General features: G+C 57.7%; 23 protein-coding genes. 7 read left to right on the top strand and 16 right to left on the bottom strand.

Annotated elements, in window-relative coordinates; translation table 11 throughout:
* The first annotated feature begins 151 nt into the window (after nucleotides 1-151).
* Nucleotides 152-1,801 (top strand): methyl-accepting chemotaxis protein, encoded by a 1,650-nt coding sequence (locus DT594_RS13680; protein ID WP_096344830.1) that lies wholly within the window; start codon nucleotides 152-154, stop codon nucleotides 1,799-1,801.
* Nucleotides 1,802-1,823: 22 nt separating this feature from the next.
* Here DT594_RS13680 and DT594_RS13675 read toward each other — a convergent pair whose 3' ends face one another.
* Nucleotides 1,824-3,143 carry a Na+/H+ antiporter family protein gene (locus DT594_RS13675; RefSeq protein WP_149333202.1) on the bottom strand — a complete coding sequence of 440 codons (1,320 nt, stop codon included), beginning with the start codon at nucleotides 3,141-3,143 and terminating at the stop codon, nucleotides 1,824-1,826.
* A 197-nt stretch (nucleotides 3,144-3,340) separates the two neighbouring features.
* Between DT594_RS13675 and DT594_RS13670 the strand changes: the two genes are divergently transcribed.
* Together DT594_RS13670 and DT594_RS13665 are read left to right on the top strand one after the other, a co-directional pair.
* Nucleotides 3,341-3,937, top strand: a complete 597-nt coding sequence (locus tag DT594_RS13670; RefSeq protein WP_149333356.1) for an NADPH-dependent FMN reductase — start codon at nucleotides 3,341-3,343, stop codon at nucleotides 3,935-3,937.
* Nucleotides 3,938-4,216: 279 nt separating this feature from the next.
* Nucleotides 4,217-5,452, top strand: coding sequence for an OprD family porin (locus DT594_RS13665; protein WP_425460564.1), 1,236 nt, complete (start codon nucleotides 4,217-4,219; stop codon nucleotides 5,450-5,452).
* Nucleotides 5,453-5,881: 429 nt separating this feature from the next.
* Here the strand turns inward: DT594_RS13665 and DT594_RS13660 are convergent, their stop codons facing one another.
* Nucleotides 5,882-7,090 (bottom strand): ammonium transporter, encoded by a 1,209-nt coding sequence (locus DT594_RS13660; RefSeq protein ID WP_149333200.1) that lies wholly within the window; start codon nucleotides 7,088-7,090, stop codon nucleotides 5,882-5,884.
* Between the two features lie 394 nt (nucleotides 7,091-7,484).
* Here DT594_RS13660 and DT594_RS13655 point away from each other — a divergent pair, with 394 nt between their 5' ends.
* A complete protein-coding gene (locus DT594_RS13655; protein WP_149333199.1) occupies nucleotides 7,485-8,648 on the top strand; it encodes an EAL domain-containing protein in 1,164 nt (387 codons plus the stop codon).
* Between the two features lie 16 nt (nucleotides 8,649-8,664).
* Here DT594_RS13655 and DT594_RS13650 read toward each other — a convergent pair whose 3' ends face one another.
* From DT594_RS13650 to DT594_RS13635, 4 genes are read right to left on the bottom strand one after another with little or no spacing between them, the layout of a single operon-like run.
* Nucleotides 8,665-9,981, bottom strand: coding sequence for a sensor histidine kinase (locus DT594_RS13650; protein ID WP_149333198.1), 1,317 nt, complete (start codon nucleotides 9,979-9,981; stop codon nucleotides 8,665-8,667).
* The gene (locus DT594_RS13645; protein WP_149333197.1) at nucleotides 9,978-10,649 is read right to left on the bottom strand and encodes a response regulator transcription factor; all 672 of its coding nucleotides are present in this window, start codon (nucleotides 10,647-10,649) and stop codon (nucleotides 9,978-9,980) included. The genes DT594_RS13650 and DT594_RS13645 overlap by 4 nt, the downstream gene beginning before the upstream one ends.
* Entirely contained in the window at nucleotides 10,649-11,002 is a 354-nt protein-coding gene (locus DT594_RS13640; protein WP_149333196.1) for a PepSY domain-containing protein, read from the bottom strand. The genes DT594_RS13645 and DT594_RS13640 overlap by 1 nt, the downstream gene beginning before the upstream one ends.
* Nucleotides 10,986-11,291, bottom strand: a complete 306-nt coding sequence (locus DT594_RS13635) for a PepSY domain-containing protein (RefSeq protein WP_149333195.1) — start codon at nucleotides 11,289-11,291, stop codon at nucleotides 10,986-10,988. The genes DT594_RS13640 and DT594_RS13635 overlap by 17 nt, the downstream gene beginning before the upstream one ends.
* Before the next feature lie 107 nt (nucleotides 11,292-11,398).
* Here DT594_RS13635 and DT594_RS13630 point away from each other — a divergent pair, with 107 nt between their 5' ends.
* Together DT594_RS13630 and DT594_RS13625 are read left to right on the top strand one after the other, a co-directional pair.
* A complete protein-coding gene (locus DT594_RS13630; RefSeq protein ID WP_149333194.1) occupies nucleotides 11,399-12,478 on the top strand; it encodes a patatin-like phospholipase family protein in 1,080 nt (359 codons plus the stop codon).
* Between the two features lie 36 nt (nucleotides 12,479-12,514).
* Entirely contained in the window at nucleotides 12,515-13,255 is a 741-nt protein-coding gene (locus tag DT594_RS13625; RefSeq protein ID WP_149333193.1) for a CPBP family intramembrane glutamic endopeptidase, read from the top strand.
* Here the strand turns inward: DT594_RS13625 and DT594_RS13620 are convergent.
* The 10 genes from DT594_RS13620 to DT594_RS13575 form a co-directional block, all read right to left on the bottom strand.
* Nucleotides 13,216-14,118, bottom strand: coding sequence for a LysR family transcriptional regulator (locus DT594_RS13620; protein ID WP_149333192.1), 903 nt, complete (start codon nucleotides 14,116-14,118; stop codon nucleotides 13,216-13,218). The two genes, DT594_RS13625 and DT594_RS13620, sit on opposite strands and share 40 nt — an antisense overlap.
* The gene (locus DT594_RS13615) at nucleotides 14,112-15,122 is read right to left on the bottom strand and encodes a phosphonate dehydrogenase (RefSeq protein WP_149333191.1); all 1,011 of its coding nucleotides are present in this window, start codon (nucleotides 15,120-15,122) and stop codon (nucleotides 14,112-14,114) included. The genes DT594_RS13620 and DT594_RS13615 overlap by 7 nt, the downstream gene beginning before the upstream one ends.
* A gap of 9 nt (nucleotides 15,123-15,131) precedes the next feature.
* Entirely contained in the window at nucleotides 15,132-15,962 is an 831-nt protein-coding gene (gene phnE, locus DT594_RS13610) for a phosphonate ABC transporter, permease protein PhnE (protein ID WP_425460559.1), read from the bottom strand.
* A gap of 9 nt (nucleotides 15,963-15,971) precedes the next feature.
* Complete coding sequence (phnD, locus tag DT594_RS13605; RefSeq protein ID WP_149333190.1) at nucleotides 15,972-16,832, bottom strand: phosphate/phosphite/phosphonate ABC transporter substrate-binding protein; 861 nt, start codon at nucleotides 16,830-16,832, stop codon at nucleotides 15,972-15,974.
* Nucleotides 16,829-17,662 (bottom strand): phosphonate ABC transporter ATP-binding protein, encoded by an 834-nt coding sequence (gene phnC, locus DT594_RS13600; RefSeq protein ID WP_149333189.1) that lies wholly within the window; start codon nucleotides 17,660-17,662, stop codon nucleotides 16,829-16,831. The genes phnD and phnC overlap by 4 nt, the downstream gene beginning before the upstream one ends.
* A 186-nt stretch (nucleotides 17,663-17,848) precedes the next feature.
* Nucleotides 17,849-18,427, bottom strand: a complete 579-nt coding sequence (locus DT594_RS13595; RefSeq protein ID WP_149333188.1) for a C40 family peptidase — start codon at nucleotides 18,425-18,427, stop codon at nucleotides 17,849-17,851.
* An 84-nt stretch (nucleotides 18,428-18,511) separates the two neighbouring features.
* Nucleotides 18,512-19,183 (bottom strand): DNA-3-methyladenine glycosylase I, encoded by a 672-nt coding sequence (locus DT594_RS13590; protein ID WP_149333187.1) that lies wholly within the window; start codon nucleotides 19,181-19,183, stop codon nucleotides 18,512-18,514.
* A gap of 32 nt (nucleotides 19,184-19,215) precedes the next feature.
* The gene (gene ttcA / locus DT594_RS13585; RefSeq protein ID WP_149333186.1) at nucleotides 19,216-20,040 is read right to left on the bottom strand and encodes a tRNA 2-thiocytidine(32) synthetase TtcA; all 825 of its coding nucleotides are present in this window, start codon (nucleotides 20,038-20,040) and stop codon (nucleotides 19,216-19,218) included.
* A gap of 109 nt (nucleotides 20,041-20,149) precedes the next feature.
* Nucleotides 20,150-20,749 (bottom strand): Yip1 family protein, encoded by a 600-nt coding sequence (locus DT594_RS13580; RefSeq protein ID WP_149333354.1) that lies wholly within the window; start codon nucleotides 20,747-20,749, stop codon nucleotides 20,150-20,152.
* Between the two features lie 180 nt (nucleotides 20,750-20,929).
* Nucleotides 20,930-21,541 (bottom strand): DNA-J related domain-containing protein, encoded by a 612-nt coding sequence (locus DT594_RS13575; protein WP_149333185.1) that lies wholly within the window; start codon nucleotides 21,539-21,541, stop codon nucleotides 20,930-20,932.
* 142 nt (nucleotides 21,542-21,683) lie between these two features.
* On the opposite strand from DT594_RS13575, the gene DT594_RS13570 reads away from it, so the two are divergent.
* The gene (locus DT594_RS13570; protein ID WP_149333184.1) at nucleotides 21,684-23,555 is read left to right on the top strand and encodes a choice-of-anchor I family protein; all 1,872 of its coding nucleotides are present in this window, start codon (nucleotides 21,684-21,686) and stop codon (nucleotides 23,553-23,555) included.
* Nucleotides 23,556-23,632: the final 77 nt, after the last annotated feature.

Genomic DNA, 23,632 nt, shown 5'->3' with positions numbered 1-23,632 from the left:
AAAGCGCAAATGCCGTCAAATTGACATCATTGGCGCCAAGAAAATATCGCTCAGGTTTTTCCTCCGGCTGCCGACATAGATTGCAGGATGTGTCAGGTCATTAGACCCTTAATAAAAATAGCAGTTGGCCGCGGTAACCTGGAGGTTGTAGATGAATTTGTTGCGCCGGATAAAGATCAGTCAAAGGATCTGGTTGATACTCATCGTTGCGCTGGCAAGTATGACCTTGCTCGCCGTGGTCTCGCTTCTGAGCATGCGTGAAGAGTTTCGCCAGGCGGAGATTACCAAGGCCACCCATCTGGTGGAGAGCGCCCATGACATGATGGCGTATTTCCACAGCCTGGAAGTCAGCGGCGAGCTAACCGGCGAACAGGCTCGTCAGCAAGCGCTGGCCGCATTGCGCGGGCTCCGCTATGACGAAAAAGAATACTTCTGGGTCAATGACATGGACAACGTCATGATTATGCATCCCATGGCGCCACAGACCGAAGGCATGGACCTGAGCAACATCAACAGTTCCACCGGCGGCAGTAACGTCATCGTTGACATGGTCAACATGGCCCGTACGCAAAGCACCGCTTTTATAGAGTACACCTGGACCCGCCCCGGGCAGGAACCCGGTGAAGATGTAGGCCAGGACAAGATCGCCGCCTTCAAGCATTTCAAACCCTGGGATTACATGGTCGGTACCGGCATCTTTATCGAAGATATGGAGGCCAAGTTCCGTGATGAGGTGATCCGTCTGCTGCTGATTATCACCGGCATTACCGCAGTCATGATCGCTATTCTGTTCGTCATTGGCAGCAGCATCTCCAAACCGCTGAACCGCGTGGTCGAGGCCATGCGTGACATTGCCAGCGGCGAAGCCGACCTGACGCGTAAACTCGATGATGACGCCAGAGACGAGCTGTCCTTGCTGGCTCTGCACTTCAACACCTTCACCGCCAATTTGCGCGGCATTGTGCAACAGCTAGGCGACAGTGCCAGACAGTTGATCAGCGCGGGCCAGCAATTGGACCAGATCAGTGATAACAGCCTGCGCGGCATGACCAGCCAATCCGAACGTATGGAGTTGATGGCGACCGCGATCAACGAGATCACCTATGGTGTGCAGGACGTCGCGCAGAACGCCAACGCCGCCGCTCAGGAAGTGGAAAATGCCAATGAAGGCGCCAACAACGGCCGCGTTCAGGTAGAGAAAACCATCGAGCAGATCCAGCATTTGTCTGGCAGCGTGAAGACCGCCGTGCAGCATATGGAAACCCTGTCCAGCGATGCCAACGAGATCACCTCGGTACTGGACGTTATCCGCAACATCGCCGAGCAGACCAACCTGCTGGCACTCAACGCGGCTATCGAGGCGGCACGGGCCGGGGAAATGGGTCGTGGCTTTGCCGTGGTTGCTGATGAGGTGCGTAACCTGGCTCAGCGCACGCAGAAGTCCACCGAAGAAATTCACAACATGATCAGCAAACTGCAGACCAATACCCAGGTGGTGGTCGACGTGATCAATCAGAGCGACAAGTATTCCGAGCAGAGCGTCGAACAGGTGAATGCTGCGGGTGCTGCGCTGGAACAGATTGCCCATTCCATGCAGCAGATGGTCGCGCTGAACGCTTCGATTGCCAGTGCCACCACCCAACAGTCAACCGTGGTCGAAGACGTTAACCGCAACGTGACCGAAGCGGCCGAACTGGCCCGCGAAACCACCGAAGGTGCGCAGCAAACCGCCGAAGCCAGCCAGCATCTGACCCAGCTGGGCAAGCAGATCGACGGTCTGGTGAGTCGCTTCCGGATCTAGACCCGGAAGCTTCAAGCGGCCTTTAGAGCACCATCACCGCTAACCAGCCAAAGGCAATCAATGGCAGGTTGTAGTGCAGGAAGGTTGGCACCACCGTGTCCCAGATATGGTTGTGCTGACCGTCTACGTTCAAACCCGCAGTCGGGCCCAGAGTTGAGTCTGACGCGGGCGAGCCGGCATCGCCCAGTGCGGCCGCAGTGCCCACCAGCGCGACGATGGCCAATGGACTGAAACCCAGCTGCATGGCCAACGGAACATAAATCGCCGCGATGATCGGGATGGTCGAGAATGACGACCCGATACCCATGGTGATCAGCAGACCCACCAGCAGCATCAGCAATGCAGCCAGCGCGCGATTATCACCGATGATGCCCGCCGAGCTGTCCACCAACGTCTGAATGGACCCGGTAGCACGCATGACCTCGGCAAAACCAGCCGCGGCTATCATGATGAAACCGATCATCGCCATCATCTTCATGCCTTCGGTAAAGACGTCATCGGCTTCACGCCAGCGCACCACACCGGAGATGGAAAAAATCACAAACCCGGCCAGCGCACCAATGATCATCGAGTCCAGCCACAGCTGCACCGCAAAGGCGGCGACCACCGCCACTAGCGCTACCAAAAGCGAGCGCGGGTTGTAGCCTTTCTCCAGGCGCTCGACCGTCTCTACTGGTGTCACATCGTACTCACGTGGCCGGCGATAGCTGATAAACACCGCTACGCCCAAACCCAGCAGCATACCCAGTGCCGGCAAGGCCATGGCCTGCATCACGTTCACACCTTCGATTTCACTGCCACTCTCGGCCACGTTCGCCAGCAGGATGTCATTCAGAAAAATCCCGCCAAAGCCGACCGGCAGAAACATATAGGGTGTGATCAGGCCAAAGGTCAGGACGCAGGCGACCAATCGGCGGTCCAGCTTGAGCCGGGCCATGACAAACAACAAAGGCGGCACCAGCAGTGGGATGAAGGCGATATGGATAGGTAGGATATTCTGTGAAGAGATCGCCACCGCCAGCAACACCATCAGCAACAGCCCACGCAACATGCCCTGCCCGCCCGATTGCTGGCGGTTGACCAGAATCAGGGCCTTGTCCGCCAGCGCATGGGCCAGACCGGACTTGGCAATCGCCACCGCGAAGGCCCCCAGCAGGGCGTAGCTCAGCGCCACATTGGCGCCCTTGCCCAGGCCGCCCTGAAAGGCCTCCAACGTGGCTTCAAGGCCCAGGCCACCCATGAGGCCACCGACTACCGCGCCGATGATCAACGCGACTACTACATGCACACGGCACAGACTCAGGGCCAGCATCACCGCTACAGCGGCTATCACAGCGTTCATTGTCCAGTTCTCATATCAAGGAAGGAAGGCAATTGCCGAAGGGCGCGTACTCTGCCGTAAGCTGCGAGAACTGTCAAAAAGGCCGGGGCAAAAGTGCCGGTCAGACTCCTTCGATAGTTTCGATCACTTTTTTGCGCTATTGCCCTGCCGCCAGCAGCGCTAGCATGTCGCGCATCATCCATTACAGAGGACGCGCCATGCTTAATGTCGCCATTGTCGCCGGCAGCAGTCGCAGCAACAGCCAGACCGCCAAAGTAGCGCGTTTTATGCGCCAGTCGCTGATCAGTCAGCATCAACTGGATGCCGAACACGTATCGGTAATCGACCTGGGCAACTATCCGTTACCGCTGTGGCCTGCAGAGGATACTGGCCCTTGGAGCATGTTTGAAAAGCAACTGGCCAAGGCCGATGCGCTGGTGATTCTTGCTCCCGAATGGCACGGCATGGCCTGTCCGGCCATCAAGAACTTCTTCCTGTATGCAACCAAGGCGCAGCTGGCGCACAAGCCGGCGATGTTGGGCGGCATTTCCTCTGGCGTTGGCGGCGCCTATCCGATCAGCGAACTGCGTGCCTCCAGCTACAAGAATTGCCGGCTTTGCTACATCCCCGAACACCTGATCGTGCGCAACGTGGAGAACGTGCTGAACATGCCTGAACCGGTCGCTGAGGATGACCGCCGCATTCGCGCCCGAATGGATTACAACCTGGATATCCTGCTGCGCTATGCTCAGGCGCTCAAACCTTTGCGCAGTGAAATCGACATGAGCAATCCGGATTTCGCCAACGGCATGTGAGCCCACCCACCGCGCTTTTATGACTGAAGGTGCGGCCCCCTGCTAAAGTCTAATAGCCGCTGGCGATCACAGTTCGCGCTATCGCCAGCGGCATGGAGCCGTCAAGAACAACTGTTTCGCCGCGAGGTCGATCAGCCTCTCGAGGGTCGGTCTGGGCCGAATTATGACAGTTCGACGAATGTCTTAGAGAGCATCTCCTGCTTAAGTGCTTTATTTGTTTCCGCGCCCGGCGAGCACCGGCCTGCACTTGATCACACCAGGAGAACAATAATGAAGCATGTGAAGACCAACGCCCTGGCCGCTGCTGTGGCCCTTACTCTGGCAGCTCCGCTTGCCACCACCGCCAACGCGGCCGGCTTTGTCGAAGACACCAAAGCTTCGCTGCAACTGCGCAACTTCTATTTCAATCGCGATTTCCGCTCTACTCCACCCGGCGCTGCTTCGAAGGCTGAAGAATGGGCACAGGGCTTTATCCTGCGAGCCGAATCAGGTTATTCGCAAGGCGCAGTAGGCTTTGGCCTTGACGTTTATGGCGCAGCGGGTCTGAAGCTCCACTCCGAGGACGACACTGCCGGTACCGGCTTGCTGCCCAGCGCTTTTGGCAACGAAGGCCCGGATGGTTACAGCCACATTACCGGCACGGTAAAAGCCAAGGCCTCCAACACCGTCCTCAAGGTCGGTAATTTGTTCCCGACCATTCCGATAGCCCAGGCCAGCGACATCCGTCTGTTGCCACAGACTTATACCGGCGGCGCCCTGAGCATGGGTGAGATCGAAAACCTGGATGTTCAGGCCGGCCAGCTGCGCCAGGTCAACTACCGCGCCAGTACGGATCGTCAGGACATCGGCGCGACTGTGGGCGGTACTTCTGATCGTTTCAACTACCTGGGGGGTACCTACAAGTTTACTGAAATCGGCTCGACCCTCGGTTTGTGGCGTGGCGAACTGGACGATGTGTACGAGCAGAACTTGGTTAACCTGATTCAGACGGTCAGTCTGGGTGACTGGGCGTTGGGTGCCAATCTGGCGTACTTTGATACGTCCGACAACGGCAATCAGCCGCTCGATATCGATCACCAGATGAAGTCGATTATGCTCTCAGCCGGAACGGGCCCACACGTGTTCCGCCTCGGCTATCAGCACAGCGACGGTGACACCGCGTTCCCCTACCTTGCCGAAAACAACCCCTATATCGCCAACTATATTCAGATTCTGGACTTTGCCCGCTCAGACGAAAAATCCTGGCAGGCACGCTACGATCTGGACTTTGCCCAATATGGCATCCCCGGTTTGAAGGGTCTGATCCGCTACGTTAGCGGCGACAACTTTACCGCTGTCGGCGGTGGTGAAGGCAAGGAATGGGAACGTGATATCGACTTCACCTACACCATCCAGTCCGGCCCGCTCAAGAACGTTGCGCTGCAATGGCGTAATGCGATGGTCCGTTCCAATGCCGCAACTGGCGATCTGGATGAAAACCGCCTGATCGTCAACTACACCATTCCTTTGATGTAACCATCTTTGTAATGCAGAAAAGCCCGAGCAATGCTCGGGCTTTTTTTGTGCTCTCGATCTAGTTTGAAAAGCGATTGGCTCGGGTTGGTGAGCCATGCCGATCCTGACTTGGCCCACTCCAGGACACGCTCCAAGCCATCCCTGGGGCTCGTCATCGCACATCCCTGTGCTCTGACGGTCCTGGAGTGGGCCAAGTCAAAATCGGCAAATTTACTCCGAGCTGCAGCTTATAAGAGCTTCTGTCGATCCAGCCAGCACAATGCTCTCGGGCGTCGGTGGCTGTTAGCCTGTGCGCGTACCGGCGGCGCACAGGGATGTGCGCCGCCGAGCCCCATGGATGGCTTGTAGCGTGTCGCGCACAGGCTAACAGCCAGCGGCGCCCCTACACGGACTCCTCACAACCCAGAAAAGGCCTGATACCAGCAGCAATCAATCGTCCGAAACAGACCCAATCTTGTGAATGGCCAAATCCGCACCCATGAACTCGTCTTCTTCGTTCAGACGAATACCCGCGGTAGCCTTGATCACGCCGTAAACCAAAACACCGCCTGCCAGCGCAAAAATGGCACCAGCCAGCGATCCGACCACCTGGGAAGCAAGACTGACACCACCCAAACCGCCCAGCGCCTGCGTGCCGAAGATACCTGCCGCTACACCACCCCAGACGCCACACAGTCCGTGCAGGGGCCATACACCCAGCACGTCATCGATTTTCAGCTTGTTCTGGGTGAGGATAAAGGTCCAGACAAACAGCCCGCCAGCAATCGCACCCGTGGCCAACGCACCGATCGGGTGCATGATGTCCGAGCCGGCGCATACCGCCACCAAGCCTGCCAGCGGGCCATTGTGCAAAAAGCCAGGGTCGAAGCGGCCAACCAGCAGCGCGGCTAACGTACCGCCAACCATCGCCATCAGCGAATTGACGGCTACCAGGCCACTGATCCCATCGATGGTTTGCGCCGACATCACATTAAAGCCGAACCAGCCGATGGTCAGGATCCAGGCACCCAGTGCCAGAAACGGAATATTAGATGGCGGCATGGCCACCACATGCCCGTCGCGGTAGCGCCCGCGCCGTGCACCCAGCATCAACACCGCGCCCAGCGCCAACCAGCCACCGACCGCATGCACAACAACCGAGCCGGCAAAATCATGGAACGGCGCGCCGAAGCTTGCCTCCAGCCAGCCTTGAAAGCCCATGTTGCCGTTCCATACCAGGCCTTCGAAGAATGGATAGATAAAGCCGACTATCAGCAGCGACGCCACCAGTTGGGGCGCGAAGCGTGCGCGCTCGGCAATGCCGCCAGAGATGATCGCCGGGATGGCCGCAGCAAAGGTCATCAGGAAAAAGAATTTAACCAGCGAGTAACCGTTCTGGTCAGTCAGCGCCTCGGCCCCCTCAAAGAAGGTGACGCCGTAAGCTATCCAATAGCCGATGAAAAAGTACGCCAAGCCCGAGATGGCAAAATCACTGATGATTTTCGATAGCGCGTTAACCTGGTTCTTTTGCCGTACAGTGCCTACCTCAAGAAACGCAAAGCCGGCGTGCATGGCCAGAACCATAATCGCGCCCATCAGAATGAACATGGTGTTGGCGCCATGCATCAGTGTTTCCACAGCGCTGTGCAAGTTTTCCATAGCGAGCCTCTTTTATATGAAAAACGCACCAGATAAATGCATAAATCCCTGCTCCAGCGTCTAAATGGTGCGTATCACACCAGCGCGACACCAATAGGAATTAAGCATAAATTCTGTCTGGTGAATTTTTTCTATGTTTTTCAGACATTTATTAAGGGTGTAGGTTACTGATCACATGGATTGGCACCATAATCGTGCGCGCCATCTGCAATAACTCACCACAAGAGTGCAAACGTCATACCAAGACGGTCTTCCACGCACCAATAACAAACAGGAAAGACTTCCACCAAAGTCAGGCGGCCGTCTAATCCCGGTAAAGCCGCCGCTTTCATTTCCCTTGGCTATAATCTTGCATGCACCGCCCAGCCGCTGTCCCTCTCACTTGGAGTATGTTGTGTTCAATGGTCAACCACTGCCGTTTTTTCAACCGCTGATCGATACCGCCACCGGTCGCATTGCTGGCTACGAAGCCCTTGCCAGACTGCGCGACGAACAGGGCCAGATTGTCAGCGCTGGCCCGCTGTTCACCGACCCTGGTGTCGACCCTGACGATCTGCTGGACCTGGACAGAACGATTCGGCGCATGGCTCTGGAAGCCTTCAGGGACAACCCCGATGGCTTCATCAGCATCAATATCTCGCCGCTATGGGTCAGCCGACTGGAGCCGGGCAAGCCCCTGCCCAGCTTGCAACTTCTTGAAGAAATAGGCCTGCCGCCGGAGCAGGTGGTATTCGAAATTACTGAGCTGCAAGGAGACCTGCAGGAACTCAAGGAAGCCGTACGCCGCTATCGGGAAGCCGGCATCCGCATTGCGATAGACGACTTTGGTGCCGGTTATTCCATGCTGGATCGCGTGTTGGCACTGGAGCCGGATATTCTCAAACTGGATATACAGCTATTTCGTCAGGCGGCCAGCGGCAACGGCAATAGCGGTGATTTCGTCAAGGCGCTGGCTTTGATGGCGGAAAAGAGTGGCTGCTGGATCATTGCTGAAGGAGTGGAAACCGAACAGGAGCTGCACTTTGCTCTGGAATGTGGCGCGCGCTATGTGCAGGGCTACCTGTTTGCCCGCCCGGCAGAGAACTTCCTGCCGCCGGATGCGGTAAAAGCTGAGTTCTCACGCATGCGTGATGACTACGCGGCAGGCAAGCTGGCAGAGCGCGCGAAACTGATGGAGCTGCGCAACTCGCTCTCGGTACTCTTCGGCGATTTAAGAAAATGGCTGGCCAAGGGCGGCAAACCGACGGACCTGCCCTCGCCCAAATCCTACCCCTGGCTACTGCGCTGCTTTCTCTGCGACGCCCATGGCACGCAGATTTCGCCAAACTATGAATGGACCAACAATAGCTGGAAGGCTGACCCCCGCTATCTGGATCACAATTGGTCCTGGCGCCCCTACTTCTATCAGATCCTCGCCGAAGCCGGGCAAGACAGCAGGGTGATTCTGTCCAACCGCTATCGGGACGCCACAACCAACCAGTACTGCATCACCTCAGGGCTGTTCATCGACAACAGCCGACATCTGCTGCTGGTGGATATCGATACCGCGTTGATCTGATCAACCTGGCCACGGATCAGTTCTGCCAGGGCAGCACCACGGTTACTTCGAGGCCGCCCAGGGCGGCCTCTGCCAAGGTTACCTGCCCGCGGTAGACCTCGACCAGATCACCGACAATGGCCAAACCCAGGCCTTGGCCGTTGACGGTTTGGTCCAGCCGCTGCCCCCGACGCAGGATGCGTACGTGGTCCTTTTCCGGCACGCCGGGACCGTCATCACGGACATGCAAGATCAGCTCTTGGTGGTTCAGCGCGCATTCGAATTGCACTGTTGTCGCTGCCCACTTGCAGGCGTTATCCAGCAAGTTGCCCAACAGCTCAAGCATATCTTCACGTTCAAACGGCCAGTCCGCAGCCGCCTGAGGATGAATCAAGGTTTGCATGCGCACCTTGTCGCCGTGAATGCGCTCCAGTGACTCCAGCAGCCAGGGTAGATCCTCAGCGGCGTTAAAACGTCGCCCGGCCTGGCTTTCCGGCGCCAGTCTGGCGCGTTGCAAGGCGCGCTCCATCTGCCCGCGCATGGACACCAATTGAGTTTTCAGCGCTTGCACCTTGTCCTCTGGCAGGCGTCCGGAGCATTCGCTTACTAGTGTTTCCAATACCGCCAACGGCGTTTTCAGCGCATGGCCAAGGTCAGCCTGGCCACTACGCGATCGTTTGATGATCTGCTCCACCTGGCGCCCCAAGTGATTGATCTCGGCGACCAAAGGCTGCAGTTCCTCCGGCACTTCTTCGCTGAGCTGCAAGCGCTTGCCAACATGCCACTCGGCTAACTCCCCTCGCGCGCGACGCAGCGGCAGCAGAGCGCGCCTGAGCAGCAGTTGCTGGACCAGCAGGCTGATCAGAATGGCTACCCCGCCCAGCCCCCAGATAAGCCAGCGGGTCCGATCAAAGGCTTTGAGCAATGGCAGGTAATCGATGGCAACACTGATCCGCACCGACTCTTCCGGCAGCTCGTAGCGCCCGGACCAAACCAGCAATTGCTGATCATCCGGGCCAGCTACCAGGGTGTTGTGCAGGCCTTCGGCGTCCAGCGGCAGACGGGTGTCCCAGAGTGAGCGCGAGCGCCAGCGCTCGCCGGCGTCGATGACAAAATAGCGCCCTGAATACAGCCGCTGATAATCCGGATCAATCCGCTGCACGTCCAGATACAACCCGTCGGGACCGGAACGCAGGGCGGTCAGCAGGCTATCGGTCTCACGCTGCAGCACCGTAGTCAGGTAGCCGCGCAGGGCCTGATCGAACAGCCAGACACTACCCTGCCCCACGAGCACGACGGTGGCCAGCATGATCGCAATCAACCCCAGGCCCAGTTGCCGGCCAATACTTTTCACTGCGCGCGCCCGCTAAATATGTAACCTTGCCCACGCCGGGTCTGGATACTCTCGCGACCGACCTTTTGACGCAGGTGATTGATCTGTACTTCGATCACGTTGGAATCGCGTTCGCTTTCATATTCATACAGATGCTCGGCCAACCGCGTTTTCGACAATAACTGGCCAGTGTGCAGCATGAAATAGCGCAGCAGCTTGAATTCGGTAGCAGACAGTTGCACAGCGTCCAGACCTGCTCCAGACACCTGCTGCTTGCTTTCATCCAGCGCCAGACCGCCCGCCTGCAATAACGCTTGCGGTTGACGCCCGTGGCTGCGCCGCAGCAATGCCTGCACCCGCAGCAGCAGCTCCTCGGAGTGGAAGGGTTTGACCAGATAATCATCCGCGCCAGCGCGCAAGCCCTCGACTCGCTCACTCCAATTGCTGCGGGCGGTCAGTATCAACACCGGCAAGGCGACTCCGGCGGCGCGCCAGCGCGTCAGAATCTCGAGCCCATCCATCCCCGGCAAACCCAGATCCAGAATGCACAGATCGTAAGGCTCCTGCTCACCCAGAATCAGCGCATCGCGCCCGTCGGCACGCCAGTCAACCGCATAACCACCGTCCTTGAGCACAGCACACAAGCTGTCCGCCAACTCGACGGTGTCCTCCACCAGTAACAACCGCATCAATCTTCCTCATCAACATCCAAAAGCTTGCCAGTCACCGCATCGTATTCCAGCTCCAAAACCCGGTGCGCCTTGGTGACGATTTCCAACTCATAGACATAGCGCCCGTCGTCCCACTCCAGCTCCGCTTCCAGAAAGCGTCCGGGGAAGCGTTCGAGCGCATCGTCGAGAAATTCCTGCAGAGGTTTAACCACTCCCTGCTCGACCAGATACAAGGCTTCATCCTGATCGATATCCCGGCCCGCGTAGCTGACTGTGGCCCAGCCGAGCGACAGACTTAACAGCGCCCAACAGAAAAAGCCGCGCAAGGCGGCTTTCTGGTTACTGCAGGAACGATTAGCTGTCTTTTTCATTCTTGAGAATTTCAGCATTGGTAGCATCCATATCAATATCCCACTCTGCACCTTGGGCATCGCGGATCTCGACTTTATAGATATAACGGCCGTATTCCTGCTCCAGCTCGGTATCAGTAATGGTGCCGGCCTGAGTGGCCAGGGCTTTTTCGTTCAACTTTTCAAAAGACTGAATGGTACCGTCAGTGACCAGCTTTTGAGCTTCATCAATGCGTACATCATCGGCCAACACAGCAGCACTACCAAGAGTCAGAACAGCAGCACAGGACATTGCGATAAGATTTTTCATACTATAGATCTCCGTTGTTTGAGTACGCTTGCATACTAGTACCCCAAGCTGAAGCCAAACTTAAAAACGGTCGGTCCTGGAAAAACAGGCTGCAACAAGGATACCGCATGACCGCAATACATATTTCATCCCCGGCACTGGAACTACGCGCCGGCCATCAGGCACTGGTGCATATCCGTGAGCAAGGGCTGCAGCCGGCTGACGTTCACATGATCCCCGGTGCTGCCGGCGGCCCCAAGGCGCTGGGCATTCAGGGTCTGGATCTGGCCCTGTTCGGTGATTGGCTGCCGCGCACGCCACAACCGCGCAGCCTGATTGGCGCATCGATTGGCAGTTGGCGGTTTGCCAGCGCTTGCTTGCCCGATCCGGTAGAGGGTCTTCGTCGGCTCGGCGAGCTGTACACGAGCATGCAGTTTCCCAAGGGCATCAGTATGGCGCAGATCAGCCAGCGCTGCGGAGTGATGCTGGACGAGCTGCTGGGTGAGGATGCGCACAGCATTCTGCACAACCCCCAGTACCATCTGAACGTCATGGTGGTGAAAAGCCTGGGCCTGCTGCAACACGATACGCGCTCGCGACTGGGCCTAGGGCTGGGCGGGGTGATTGGCGCCAACCTGCTGGGCCGCCGACATCTGAAGCGCTATTTCGAACGGGTAATCCTGCATGATCCGCGGCAGCGTCCGCCGCTGGCTGACCTGGTCGACTTTCCCAGTGAGCACATCAGTTTAAACACCGGCAACCTGCGCTCTGCGTTGATGGCCTCCGGCGCCATCCCCTGGGTGATGCAGGGCGTACGCGATATTCCCGGTGCTCGCCTTGGCGTCTATCGGGATGGCGGCTTGCTCGACTATCACCTCGACCTGCCTTACCAGGCCCCCGGCGTGGTGCTCTACCCGCACTTTCTTGATCGCGTTGTTCCTGGCTGGTTCGACAAGAGCCTGCCCTGGCGTCGGGGTAATCTAGAGCAACTGAAGAACGTATTGTTGATGTCGCCCTCGCGCGACTATCTCGCCAAGTTACCCTTCGGCAAGTTGCCGGATCGGCGCGACTTTAATCGCTTTCTTGGCGATGACGCTGGTCGCCAGCGTTACTGGCGCACCGCCATGGCCGAGAGCCAGCGGCTCGGTGATGAATTTCTCGACTTGGCTGACTCAGGAAAATTGCATGAACGCATCAAGCCGCTGTAACAGTAGTGACCTGCAATCACCTGGTCGATTTGCCGCGTGAAGCACCACCTGGCGCTACCCGCGGATAGCAGGCATGCCCTGGACGATGCTCTGATCCTGGCACGGCTGGCCATCGCCTATGCCCTGCTCGCCCTGTTCAGCCATCATGCCGCAGCCCTGTTGATGCAATTGAGCGGGATCCGTTGGCATATCGATACGCAATTTCTGCTGCTGGATGCGCTGTTTGCCGGGTTAGTCATTCTGGGTAGTCTGATTATTGCCTGGTTACTTTCACCGCGTCAGCCGATGCCCTGGCTATGGGGCGCCGGCCTCTCGCTGCCCGGTTTGCTGCTAGCCTGCCTGTTTGCTGTTGCCATGGTGCTGGGCGCAGATCCGCTCGCCAGCTGGCTGGATATCCGCCTACCCATTGCACTGGAGCCCGATGCGCCCAATCGGCCACAGGCCATTACTCCGCTGCTCGATCTACCCTGGCCGCGCCTGATAGCCGGGCTGCTGATCGCCATCCTCTGGGTGCCGTTCGCCGAAGAAGTGGTTTTCCGCGGCTGGTTATTCAAGTCACTGCAACGCACCCGCCCGGGCATCTGGCTGGCATTGCCGGTAACCACGCTGATCTTTGCGTTGATGCACAGTTTCTACAGCCCCGGCGGCGTGCTGGTGATTGCCTTGCTCGGTGCCCTGCTCGGCTGGCTACGTTGGAAATACGACCAGCTGATCCTGTGCATTGCCGCCCACGCACTCTACAACGGCCTGACGCTGCTATTCGTAGCGCTGGAATGAGGCGCCGGGCTGGCGAGTAGATGCTGGATAAAATGCGGCACCTGGGCTCCGGCGGTCGTGCGCCATACAAGCATCAGTTCCTTGTTCAGGCCAGCCCCTGCCAGAGGAATAGCACAGAGTGCACCCACCTCCACCTCCTGCGTCACAGTAGACGCAAGCACCAGCGAAATACCCAGCCCGGCACGTACCGCCTGCTTGACCGCTTCGGTGCTGCCCAATTGCATGGACACGCTGGGGAGCTGATCAGCGCGTGCGAAGAACTCAGCCAGCAGCCGCCCGGTGCCCGTTCCGGATTCTCCGCCGATCAGTGCCATACCGGCGAGATGCTCCGGCGTAATCTCTGTCAGGCAGGCGAACGGATGATCCGGCGGCACAATTACCACCACCGGCTCATTGCGCCACGGCCGGGACTCGAAGCCATCGAGCGGCTGCCACCACTCCATTATCGCCATATCGATCTCAGCCTGGCTCAGTTTCTGCGCAATAGTCGGATTGTTGTCGATCACCAGGTCGAGTGCGGCATCGCCTTGCTCAGCCAAAAATGACCGGACGTGTGGTTGCAGCAGATAGATGCCGATATTGGAGCTGGCACCGACTCTCCACTGCTCGCCACGCACCGCTGCCAGTGCACGCTGGTTCAGGCTCAGCATGCTTACGGCAAAAGGCATCAACCGCTGCGCCCCCGCAGTGGGATGGCAGCCACTGCGACCGCGCTGCACCAGGGCGATACCCAGTTGCTCCTCAAGCTTCTGTATATGCTGGGTGACCGTAGGCTGGGCCAACCCCAGGCTGTCAGCTGCGGCCTTGAAACTGCCCTGCTGAAACAAGGTTACCAAGGTATTGATCCAGGTGAGGTTCAACATACGACCGCCCGCGGATTGACCGGCCGATTAGCCGCGTCCTGCGGCTCCTCGCCCAGCAAGACCTGCAAAATGTTATCCGCCGCGCGACGTTCTATCGCCAACCTAACGCGGCTGACGGCTGATCCAATATGGGCACTGAACAAGGTATTGGGGTGGGCCAGCAGGTCCGCATCAATGCAGCGCGGCCGCCCTTCCAGAGCCCAGTCTTCCATTTCGAATACATCGGCTGCATAGCCCGCCAGGTGTCCGCTTTGCAGCGAGTTCAATACGGCTTTCTCATCAACGACCGAGCCCCTGCAGGGATTGATCAGAAACGCCCCAGGTTTCATCTGCGCGAGTCGCGCGGCGTTCAGCGTGTGCAACGTTTTGGGCGTCAATGCCAATGCCAGGATCACCACGTCGGACTCCTCGAGCAGCGTATCCAACGCGAAGTGTTGCATCTCCAGCGCCGTCTCTTGCGCCTTATCCAACGGCTGTATCTCACTGTAGCGAATCTGCGCACCCCAGCCCTTGAAGCGCTGAGCCAGGGCCTGACCGATCGCACCCATGCCAATGATGCCAAGACGCGTACCTTCGATACCCAGCCCGTAAAACTGCGGCCGCCAGCCCTGGAACTGCCCTGTGCGCACATGGGCGTCAGCGGCCCTGACCTGACGTAACAAGCCGATCGTCAGTCCCACTGTCAATTCTGCGGTCGGCACTGTCAGCAGGTCCGGCACAAAGGTCAACCATACACCGCGCTCGGTGCATGCCTGAGTGTCGAAGTTATCGAAGCCCTTGAGCGCCGCCCCGATCACCTGCAGATGCGGACAGGCATCGAGAAAGTCAGCGCCGACGCGGTCCGGCATGAATGCCATCATCGCCTGGGCATCGCTGACCCGGCGCAGGACTTCTTCCGGCGGCAGCGTGTTATCGCTTTGATTGGTAATCAACTGGCAATGTGGCGCCAGCATGTCGAGGATTTCCTGGTGTACACGGTGCGTTATGACTAAACGTGGTTTCATAAAAAGCTCTTATTTGAATGCTTTACGCAGTCGGCCACTGAGGGCGTCAACCAGGGTGACCATCAACAGGATGACCAACAGAATGGCGAACACTTCCTGGTACTGCATGATGCGCAGCGAGCCCATGAGCTCAAAGCCGATTCCGCCCGCGCCAACCATGCCCATGACCGTAGACGCGCGGAAGTTGTATTCCCAGCGGTAGATGGAAACATCAGCGAACTGCGGCATGACTTGAGGCAGCACCGCGTGATAGAGCACCTGCAATGGCGAGGCCCCCGCCGCTCTGGCCGCCTCTACCGGGGCTTCATCCACATGCTCGATCGCTTCAGCAAAAAACTTGCCGACCATGCCGATCGAATGCAGACCCAACGCCAATACGCCCGGCAACGCGCCAAAACCCACGGCGGCCACAAAGATGATGCCCATGATCAGCTCTGGTACCGAGCGCAGTGCGTTCAGCAGTACGCGTGCAACCTGAAACACCAATGGGTGGGGCGAGGTATTGCGCGCTGCGAGAAATGCCAGCGGCACCGAGAACAACACCGCCACGGCTGTGCCGGCAATACTCATCGCCAGGGTATCCACCAGCGGCAGAAACCAGTCGGCCGCGTTGCGAAAATCCGGCGGAAAGGATTCCCCGGCCAAGGTCATGATCGCCGGGATCCCTTCCGCAAGGGTACCGGCGTTGAGCAGCCCGACATACCAGGCAGCGATCAGCACAATACCCATCACGACCAGTAACTGCAGCAGGCGGCGCTTCCAACCCTTGCTGTATTGCTCAAGCACGCCCTGCTGCTCGTCGACTGGCTGAGGTATTGAGGCGCTAGGTTGCATATGCATGGTCACTCCTTACATGGTCGCAAAATCGAGCTTCAGGAGCTTGCCCATCTCGCGGATCACGTCATAGTCGGCATCCTTAATTGGCGCAAAGCCTTCCGCTTTGAAGTTGCCCAGCACTTCCTTGTCATCCAGGCTGATAAAGGCGCCGGCAATACGGTCTTTCAAATCAGCATCCAGGTTCGAACGCATCGCCCAGGGATACTGTGGAAACTCGCCGCTATAACCCAGCACCCTGACCTTGCTGGGATCAATCAGCCCGCTCTCTGAGACGTGGTTGAAAATCACCTCGGACAGTCCACCGGCATCCGCATTCCCATTGGCCACGTTCACCGCGACAGCATCATGAGTGCCGACAAAATGCTGCTCGTAATCCTCATCTTCGCTAAGACCGGCTGTTTCCAAAACCGTCTTGGGAATCAAATGGCTGGAGGTGGAAGCGCGATCGCCATAAGCCATTTTGCGTCCTTTCAGGTCGGCGTAGGTCTCGACCCCAGACTCCACGTTGGCAATGATGACTGAGCGATATGTTGCCTTGCCGTCGATCACCATGGCCGCAAATGGCTCGATCTCGCTCTTGCTTTTAGCCAGCACGTAAGACAATGGGCCGAAGTAAGCCAGGTCAATGCGACCAAAGCGCATGGCTTCGATCATCGACGAGTAGTCGGTGGTGACAATCAGCTCGACCTGCTTATCCAGCTTGGCTTCCAGATAGTTCTTTAACGGCTCATTACGCTTGATCAGCTCGGAAGCATTTTCATCCGGGAGCAAGGCCACTTTCAGCGTATCCGGATTGGCATCAGCGGCCGTCGCAGCCTGGGCTGCGCCAAAGGTCAAACCTGCAGCAAGAACAACAGTGTGAAACAGTTTCATGGTACAATCTCCAGTTCAGTAACAGCATTGGAAGGTAATGCGGAGGCAGCAGTCTCAGCCGGCTGGGGTCGGCGATGGCCATCATAGATGCGCGCCAACTGGTTATCGTTGAGCTCCTCAGGGGTTGCGTCAAAAACGATGTGTGCATTCGCCAGCCCGATAATCCGGTCAGCAAAACGCTGTGCGTACTCAAGCTGATGCAGTGAAACAACCGCAGTAATGCCGTCTTCACTGCAAATCCGCTTGAGCAGTGAAAGCACCTTTTCCGATGTGGCTGGGTCAAGACTCGCCACCGGCTCATCCGCCAGAATCATGCTCGGCTGCTGCGCCAGTGCCCGGGCGATACCGACGCGTTGTTGCTGGCCGCCGGACAGCTGGTCAACGCGCATCAGCGCTTTGTCGGCAAGACCTACACGTTCAAGGCAATGCAGAGCCAGTTGCAGATCTTCACGTGGCAGCGGAAAGAAACTGCGCCAGGTGCCGTGATACGCCAGGCGTCCGGTCAGCACGTTGTCCAGCGCGCTGTGCCGCAGAATCAACTGATGGTGTTGAAAGACCATGGCCGTTTTGCGGCGATGTTGACGCAGATTAGCGGCGTCAGTTAGCTGGCCGAATTCGCTGGACAAGACCTGCCCACTAGTGGGGGTTACCAGATGGTTGAGCGTACGCAGCAAAGTGGATTTACCTGCGCCAGACAAGCCCAGCAACACAGTGAATTCGCCACGCTGAAAGCTCACAGAAGTAGAGCGCAATGCCTCCACGCCGCCAGGATAGATTACTCCCAGCTTGTCTACCGTCAGCATCGCCGGTTGAGATAGGTTCGGCGGCATATGATCACCTTTTGCAATAATGCGAGCCGCTGTATTGCAACTCACAATGCAACGCTAGGGTGATTTCATGACACGACGGTGACGGGGCAATGACATTTCCACGACAGCTCGGCCACGCCTGTATAAAACTACAAGCGCAATCCGATATGGAGCGTCAAATAAACGAGGGGTAAAAACGCAGCAGGATTACTCGAGTACCCGGCGAGCGCCGGTATAAGTGCGCTGCCAGAAGTTGGCCTGCAGACTGTCCATCCGGACTTTGCCGCCACTACTGGGAGCGTGGAGGAAACGCCCATCGCCGACATAGATACCGGCATGGTTAACGCGGTTGCCACCGTTCATCGCGAACAGCACCAGATCACCCGGCTCCAGAGCACCCACAGCCGGGTTTTCCGCAGAGAGCGCATTCAGGCCCGCAGTAGTGCGCGGCAGCGCCATGCCCACAGCCTGGCGATAAACATAGTTGATCAAGCCACTGCAATCAAAGCCGGTCTCCGGCGTGCTGCCACCATATTGGTATGGCGTGCCCACCAGGCTGATGGCGTGGAACACCACATCCTGATTGATTGGCGGCAAAGTGCGCACCAGAGGAGCGTAGTTAGAGGTTGATCTGGGTGATTTAGTTGACCTGGATGAGGCCGAGGAGGAGTCAGTAGAGGTATTCCAGGCGGGAGTCGAGGTGGCCGCAGTGCGCGGCTTGGGCGCGCTGGAACACCCTGCCAACAAGGCAAGCATGACCAGAACAGCGAGAGCTTTTACGCGCATAGGGACTACCGGCAAGTGTGACAATGGTTGAACCATGCCGCTCAAGTCCCTGATAGTCAACTTATTTCCCAAAATTCGACCCGCTTAATTATTGACGGTGCTGGCTAACATGACAGATAACTGGCACATAGGTCGGCCACTTTGCGCGTGCAATTCATTGAAAAACGCCTGGGTAGCGGCCAGATCCCGTTGGCTGGTTGGCTTCTTATCCACAATATTCTGGGCCTTCAGCGCTGCGGCGACGTCGTCGGTTGCAACAAAGGTATCTTTGCCGACCATGCGTAAAAAACGCGGTGCAGAGAGCCCTCCCAACTGGTTGCCTTGCTTGCTGAGCAATCGCCAGAGCCCAGTGATATCCGTCACCGGCCAATCTGCAATCAGGTTGCCGACGCTACCGTGCTCCGTGCGTATATCCATCAGCATCTGCGCGTTGCGCGGTACGCTGCGGAGCTTGCCGAGGTGCCGGATCAAACGCGCGTCCTGCATCAGGCGTTCGATATGCTCCCCGCCCATCAACACGACCTTATCCAGATCGAAACCGAAAAAGGCTTGTTCGAAGGCCGGCCACTTGGCGTCCACCAGACTATGCTTCAAACCCGCGCGGAATACCCGCAAAGCCAGCGTGGAGAGATAGCGGTCGTCGGCTATCTGGCGCAATGCCTCAGGGCTGCGCGGCGTTGGCAACCGCGCTTCCAACGCAGCGGCAGAGCCAAAACGGTTCAGGCAGAACTCGTGTAACCAGCGATAGTCACGCATCTAGGCCCCCAGGCAATAACAGCTTTGTCACGTCACAGATTCATCAATTTGACCATGCGTGGCGTCGCCGCTTCATCAACACGAAGATTGGCAAAATCAAACAGCTGGGTATCAGCCAGTTGCGACGGATGAATGTGCCGCAACGAGCGAAAGATGCTCTCCACCCGCCCGGGACTTTCGCGCTCCCAGCCCTGCAGCATCTCCTTGATCACCTTCCGCTGCAGATTCTCCTGCGAACCGCACAGGTTGCACGGGATGATCGGGAATGCCTGCAGCTCGGCGTACGCGGTTATGTCCTTCTCATTACAATAAGCCAGCGGTCTGATCACCACATTGCGGCCATCATCGGAACGCAACTTGGGCGGCATGGCCTTGAGACTGCCGCCGTAGAACATGTTGAGAAAGAAGGTTTCGACAATGTCGTCACGATGGTGCCCGAGCGCCAACCTATTCGCGCCTATTTCATCGGCATAGGTGTACAGGTTACCGCGGCGCAAGCGCGAGCACAGAGAACAGGTGGTTTTACCCTCCGGCACTTTTTCCATCACCACCGAATAGGTGTCGCGCTCAAGGATGTGGTATTCCACCCCCAATGCCTGGAGGTACGCTGGCAGTACCTCTTCAGGAAAACCAGGCTGCTTCTGGTCCAGATTCACCGCGACCAGATCAAAGCGAATGGGCGCGACCTTTTGCAGGTGCAGCAGCATATCCAGCAAGGTGTAGCTGTCCTTCCCACCGGACAGGCAGACCATCACCTTGTCGCCGTCTTCGATCATATTGTAATCGGTCACCGCTTCCGCGGTCTGGCGGCGCAGGCGTTTCTGCAACTTGTTCTGGTTGACACTCAGGCTGGCCATGGGAACTCCGGCGAGAAAAACCGCTATTTTAGCCGGAAATGCTCACGCTAAAAAACAAAACCCCCTGCCGATCTTTCAATCGGCAGGGGGTTTGGACCCCGCAGAGGCACTAGCGGACGTAGATTGGACCCACGCCCATGCCCCAGAAAATAACCGACGTAGCGATCATCGCGACCAGTACTACCAGGCCTACGGCGAGAATCGAGCTGGAGAACATGAAGCCCTCCTCCGGCGGAATATCCATGAAAATCGGAATGCCCTGGTATAGCAGGTAAACGGTGTAGCTGATGGCGGCAGTACCCACCAACATGGCCAACCACAGGCTCGGATACAGCGCTGCGACGCCGGCAATAAACAGCGGCGTGGCGGTGTAAGCGGCAAATACGATGCAGTCACTGATGGAAGGGCTGGAATCATAAGTGCGCGCCATCCAGTGAATGAAGGCGCCCATTACCGCGACACCGACCAGCATCGCCAGGTAGGAAAGAACCGTCATGGACAGTGCGCTGGCAGTGGTCAGTTTGACCGCTTCAGTGGTGCCGATCGCCCAGCCTACCTGGGTAGTACCGATATAAGCTGACACCGCCGGAATGGCAGCGAGCAGTAGCACATGAGTCAAGTACATGTGGCCTATGGTTTCTTCTTCACCCTTGATTTCCTTCCATTCCTGGTCAGGATGGGTGAACAACCCCACTACGTGGTGGATCATGGTCAGTTCTCCGAAATTATTATTCATTCCCGCGGTCCTGACCTTTTTCACCTCTGATTGCAGTGGTGAGGTAGCGCCGGCAGCGGGTGTCCAGGTGCGACCGTTTGCCGCATTCCCTTGCCATCGACTATAGACAAATTTGTTGCCAATGTGCTGCTTTGCTTAGAGTGATTCGCGACTTCAAGCTTTCCCGTAATAGCGTTGGAGTATTAAGAAAGCCTGATTCACCGCCTGAATGTTGGCCGTCTCACCGCCCTTGTCCGGGTGATGTTGTTGCACCAGTGATCGATAGCGCTGCTTGACCTGATGGGCGCTGGATGGCGCTGGCAATTCGAATACCCCATGCGCCTGCGCAAGCTCATCCTCCGGGACTGAGAAGGGTCCCTGACGAAAGCCCTGAAGCAATTTCTCCACGTCGTCGCCCTGAGTGGTCAGCCATTGATTCCAGTCCAGATAGTAAGCGCGCAACGGGTCTGGCGTGACGATGCCATCGCCCCCACCCCGCCGCGACAGCAAACGGATCCGCAACGCATGCACCTCAATTTCCAAACGCTCATTTGCCAGCCGATCAGATAACCGATGCAGCACGTGGAACAGGAGAAAATGCGCTTGAAATAAGCTCAGTGGCTCGCGCAGCACATCTGGAGCGGCGAACAGCGAGTCGGGGAACATCGCCGCCAATTCGCGAATCAAGGCAAATTCGTCGATGCCGTCCGGTCGCGCTGCCAGCAAGGTCAGCAGCTCGGCCTCGAAACCGGCAGGGAGTAATGCGTCGGGAGTGATATCAGCCATGCCGCCAGTCTAGACCAAAGCCTCGGCCGCCCCAACCCAATGGCGGCCAAGCATGACGGTCATCATACTGAAAAGAAGTCGCCATCAGTTTGTCATCACTCTGCCGTATCAATAACGTCTTTCACAATCCAAGGATAAAGACATGAAAAAGTGGATGATGGCCACCAGCACCGTGGCGTTGATTGCTGCGCTCGCCGGCTGCAATTCTGGCAGCAATGATGACGATGATGATGGCGTTGCCGTTCCACCCCCCGTTACCGATCCGGTCACAACGCCAGAGAGCATTGCACTGAGCTTCCAGGGCCGCTACAGCTCCAACGAGTTTGGTGTCAGCGCCGCTGAAATCCCGGTTTATGATCCTGAAAACCAGCAAATTTTCGTCGTCAACGCGCTGAATGGCAGCGTTGATGTGCTCGATGCACGTGACCTGGCCAACCCGGCGCGGACTGGCAGCCTGACGGTCGAAGACATCGCCGCCGGCGCCGTGGTCAACAGCATTGCCTACCACAACGGCTTTCTCGCCATCGCTATTGAAGCAGCCAGCAAGACCGACCCTGGGTTTGCCGCCATATATGATGCGACAACGCTGCAACTGATCGACTCGACCCAGGTTGGCGCTCTGCCAGACATGCTCACCTTCACACCCGGTGGAGAGTATCTGCTGGTCGCCAACGAAGGCGAACCCAGTGATGACTACAGCGTTGATCCTGAAGGCTCGGTGAGCATCATTGCACTGGACGGCGGCACCATGGGTGACGTGCGCACTGCTGATTTCACCGCTTACAACACGCAAGCCGACGCGCTGCGAGATGCTGGTGTGCGCATTTACGGCCCTGGCGCCAGCGTCGCCCAGGACATGGAACCTGAGTACATCACCGTCGCCACCGACAGCAGCACCGCCTGGGTCGCGCTGCAGGAAAACAACGCCTTGGCCAAGATCAATATTGCCGACGCGCAGGTGACCGATATCCTGCCACTAGGCTTCAAGGATTACGGTGTTGCCGGTAATGGCATTGATGCCAGCGACGAGGACAGCGTGCTGAACATCAGCACCTGGCCGGGCGTGGTGGGTATCTATCATCCGGATGCCATCGCCAGCTATAACCTGGACGGCAGCACTTACATTGTCACTGCCAACGAAGGCGATGCCAGAGCCTGGGGCGAAGACAATGACCTGTACTGGGCCGGTGATGCCAGCCAGGGTTTTGTTGAAGAGTTCCGCGTCAAGCATCTGGTGCATGCCAACGGCTTTGACCGTCGCGCCGGTGATGACCTGCCTCCACAGTTGCGTGAGCTAGGCGCTGGTGCATTGCTGAACCCGGACGTATTCGGTTACTGCGGCGCTTCTGCTGGTGAGCCAGGCGATTGCCGTGAGGATGACGCCCTCGGCCGTCTGAACATCACCTGGGTGGATGGCTACCGCAAGAACAGCGATGGCAGCCCGGTGATGTTCGACACCACCGGCACCGAGAATCCCACTGGTGATCGCCTGATGTACGACAAGCTCTACTCCTACGGCGCCCGTTCATTCGCGATCTGGGATGAAAACGGTGCTCTGGTATGGGACTCCGGTGATCAGTTCGAGCAATATCTGGCCAGCGCCGACTGCTTTGCCGGCAGCAACCGGGATATCCCCTGCGTGGACTACTTCAATACCGGTCACGATGAGGGCGATGCCTTCGACAGTCGCAGCGACGCCAAAGGCCCCGAGCCTGAAGGTATTGCCCTGGGTCAACTGGGCGACAAGACCTTCGCCTTTATTGGTCTGGAGCGCATGGGCGGCATCATGGTTTACGATATAACCGACCCGCAGGCGCCCGCCTTCGAAGACTACTTCAGCACCCGTGAAGATTTCGAGCTGGACCCGGAAACCAACCTGGCAGCAGTCGGCGACCTGGGCCCGGAAGGTTTGTATTTCGTACCCGCAGCGGACTCTCCAAGTGGTGAAGCTCTGCTGGTGGTGGGTAACGAAGTTAGCGGCACCACGGTTATCTATCAGATAGATCAGCTGTAATAGCGAATTACCTGTTCGCGCCACAGGGCGCGAACAGGTTTCCCAGTCCCATTCTTCAACTCCTTCCCTCAATCCTT

Source organism: Halopseudomonas laoshanensis (assembly GCF_008365385.1).
In the GTDB taxonomy this organism is placed as follows: Bacteria; Pseudomonadota; Gammaproteobacteria; order Pseudomonadales; family Pseudomonadaceae; genus Halopseudomonas; species Halopseudomonas laoshanensis.
The sequence above is the reverse complement of the archived record's forward strand: the minus strand, read 5'-3'. Positions and strand labels throughout refer to the sequence as shown.

Bases quoted from the DNA above. Each gene is read 5' to 3' on its own strand.
- DT594_RS13680 (WP_096344830.1), top strand. From the start codon at position 152: ATGAATTTGTTGCGCCGGATAAAGATCAGTCAAAGGATCTGGTTGATA.
- DT594_RS13675 (WP_149333202.1), bottom strand. From the start codon at position 3,143: ATGAACGCTGTGATAGCCGCTGTAGCGGTGATGCTGGCCCTGAGTCTG.
- DT594_RS13670 (WP_149333356.1), top strand. From the start codon at position 3,341: ATGCTTAATGTCGCCATTGTCGCCGGCAGCAGTCGCAGCAACAGCCAG.
- DT594_RS13660 (WP_149333200.1), bottom strand. From the start codon at position 7,090: ATGGAAAACTTGCACAGCGCTGTGGAAACACTGATGCATGGCGCCAAC.
- DT594_RS13645 (WP_149333197.1), bottom strand. From the start codon at position 10,649: ATGCGGTTGTTACTGGTGGAGGACACCGTCGAGTTGGCGGACAGCTTG.
- DT594_RS13640 (WP_149333196.1), bottom strand. From the start codon at position 11,002: ATGAAAAAGACAGCTAATCGTTCCTGCAGTAACCAGAAAGCCGCCTTG.
- DT594_RS13635 (WP_149333195.1), bottom strand. From the start codon at position 11,291: ATGAAAAATCTTATCGCAATGTCCTGTGCTGCTGTTCTGACTCTTGGT.
- DT594_RS13630 (WP_149333194.1), top strand. From the start codon at position 11,399: ATGACCGCAATACATATTTCATCCCCGGCACTGGAACTACGCGCCGGC.
- DT594_RS13620 (WP_149333192.1), bottom strand. From the start codon at position 14,118: ATGTTGAACCTCACCTGGATCAATACCTTGGTAACCTTGTTTCAGCAG.
- DT594_RS13615 (WP_149333191.1), bottom strand. From the start codon at position 15,122: ATGAAACCACGTTTAGTCATAACGCACCGTGTACACCAGGAAATCCTC.
- phnE (WP_425460559.1), bottom strand. From the start codon at position 15,962: ATGCATATGCAACCTAGCGCCTCAATACCTCAGCCAGTCGACGAGCAG.
- phnD (WP_149333190.1), bottom strand. From the start codon at position 16,832: ATGAAACTGTTTCACACTGTTGTTCTTGCTGCAGGTTTGACCTTTGGC.
- phnC (WP_149333189.1), bottom strand. From the start codon at position 17,662: ATGCCGCCGAACCTATCTCAACCGGCGATGCTGACGGTAGACAAGCTG.
- DT594_RS13595 (WP_149333188.1), bottom strand. From the start codon at position 18,427: ATGCGCGTAAAAGCTCTCGCTGTTCTGGTCATGCTTGCCTTGTTGGCA.
- DT594_RS13590 (WP_149333187.1), bottom strand. From the start codon at position 19,183: ATGCGTGACTATCGCTGGTTACACGAGTTCTGCCTGAACCGTTTTGGC.
- ttcA (WP_149333186.1), bottom strand. From the start codon at position 20,040: ATGGCCAGCCTGAGTGTCAACCAGAACAAGTTGCAGAAACGCCTGCGC.
- DT594_RS13580 (WP_149333354.1), bottom strand. From the start codon at position 20,749: ATGATCCACCACGTAGTGGGGTTGTTCACCCATCCTGACCAGGAATGG.
- DT594_RS13575 (WP_149333185.1), bottom strand. From the start codon at position 21,541: ATGGCTGATATCACTCCCGACGCATTACTCCCTGCCGGTTTCGAGGCC.
- DT594_RS13570 (WP_149333184.1), top strand. From the start codon at position 21,684: ATGAAAAAGTGGATGATGGCCACCAGCACCGTGGCGTTGATTGCTGCG.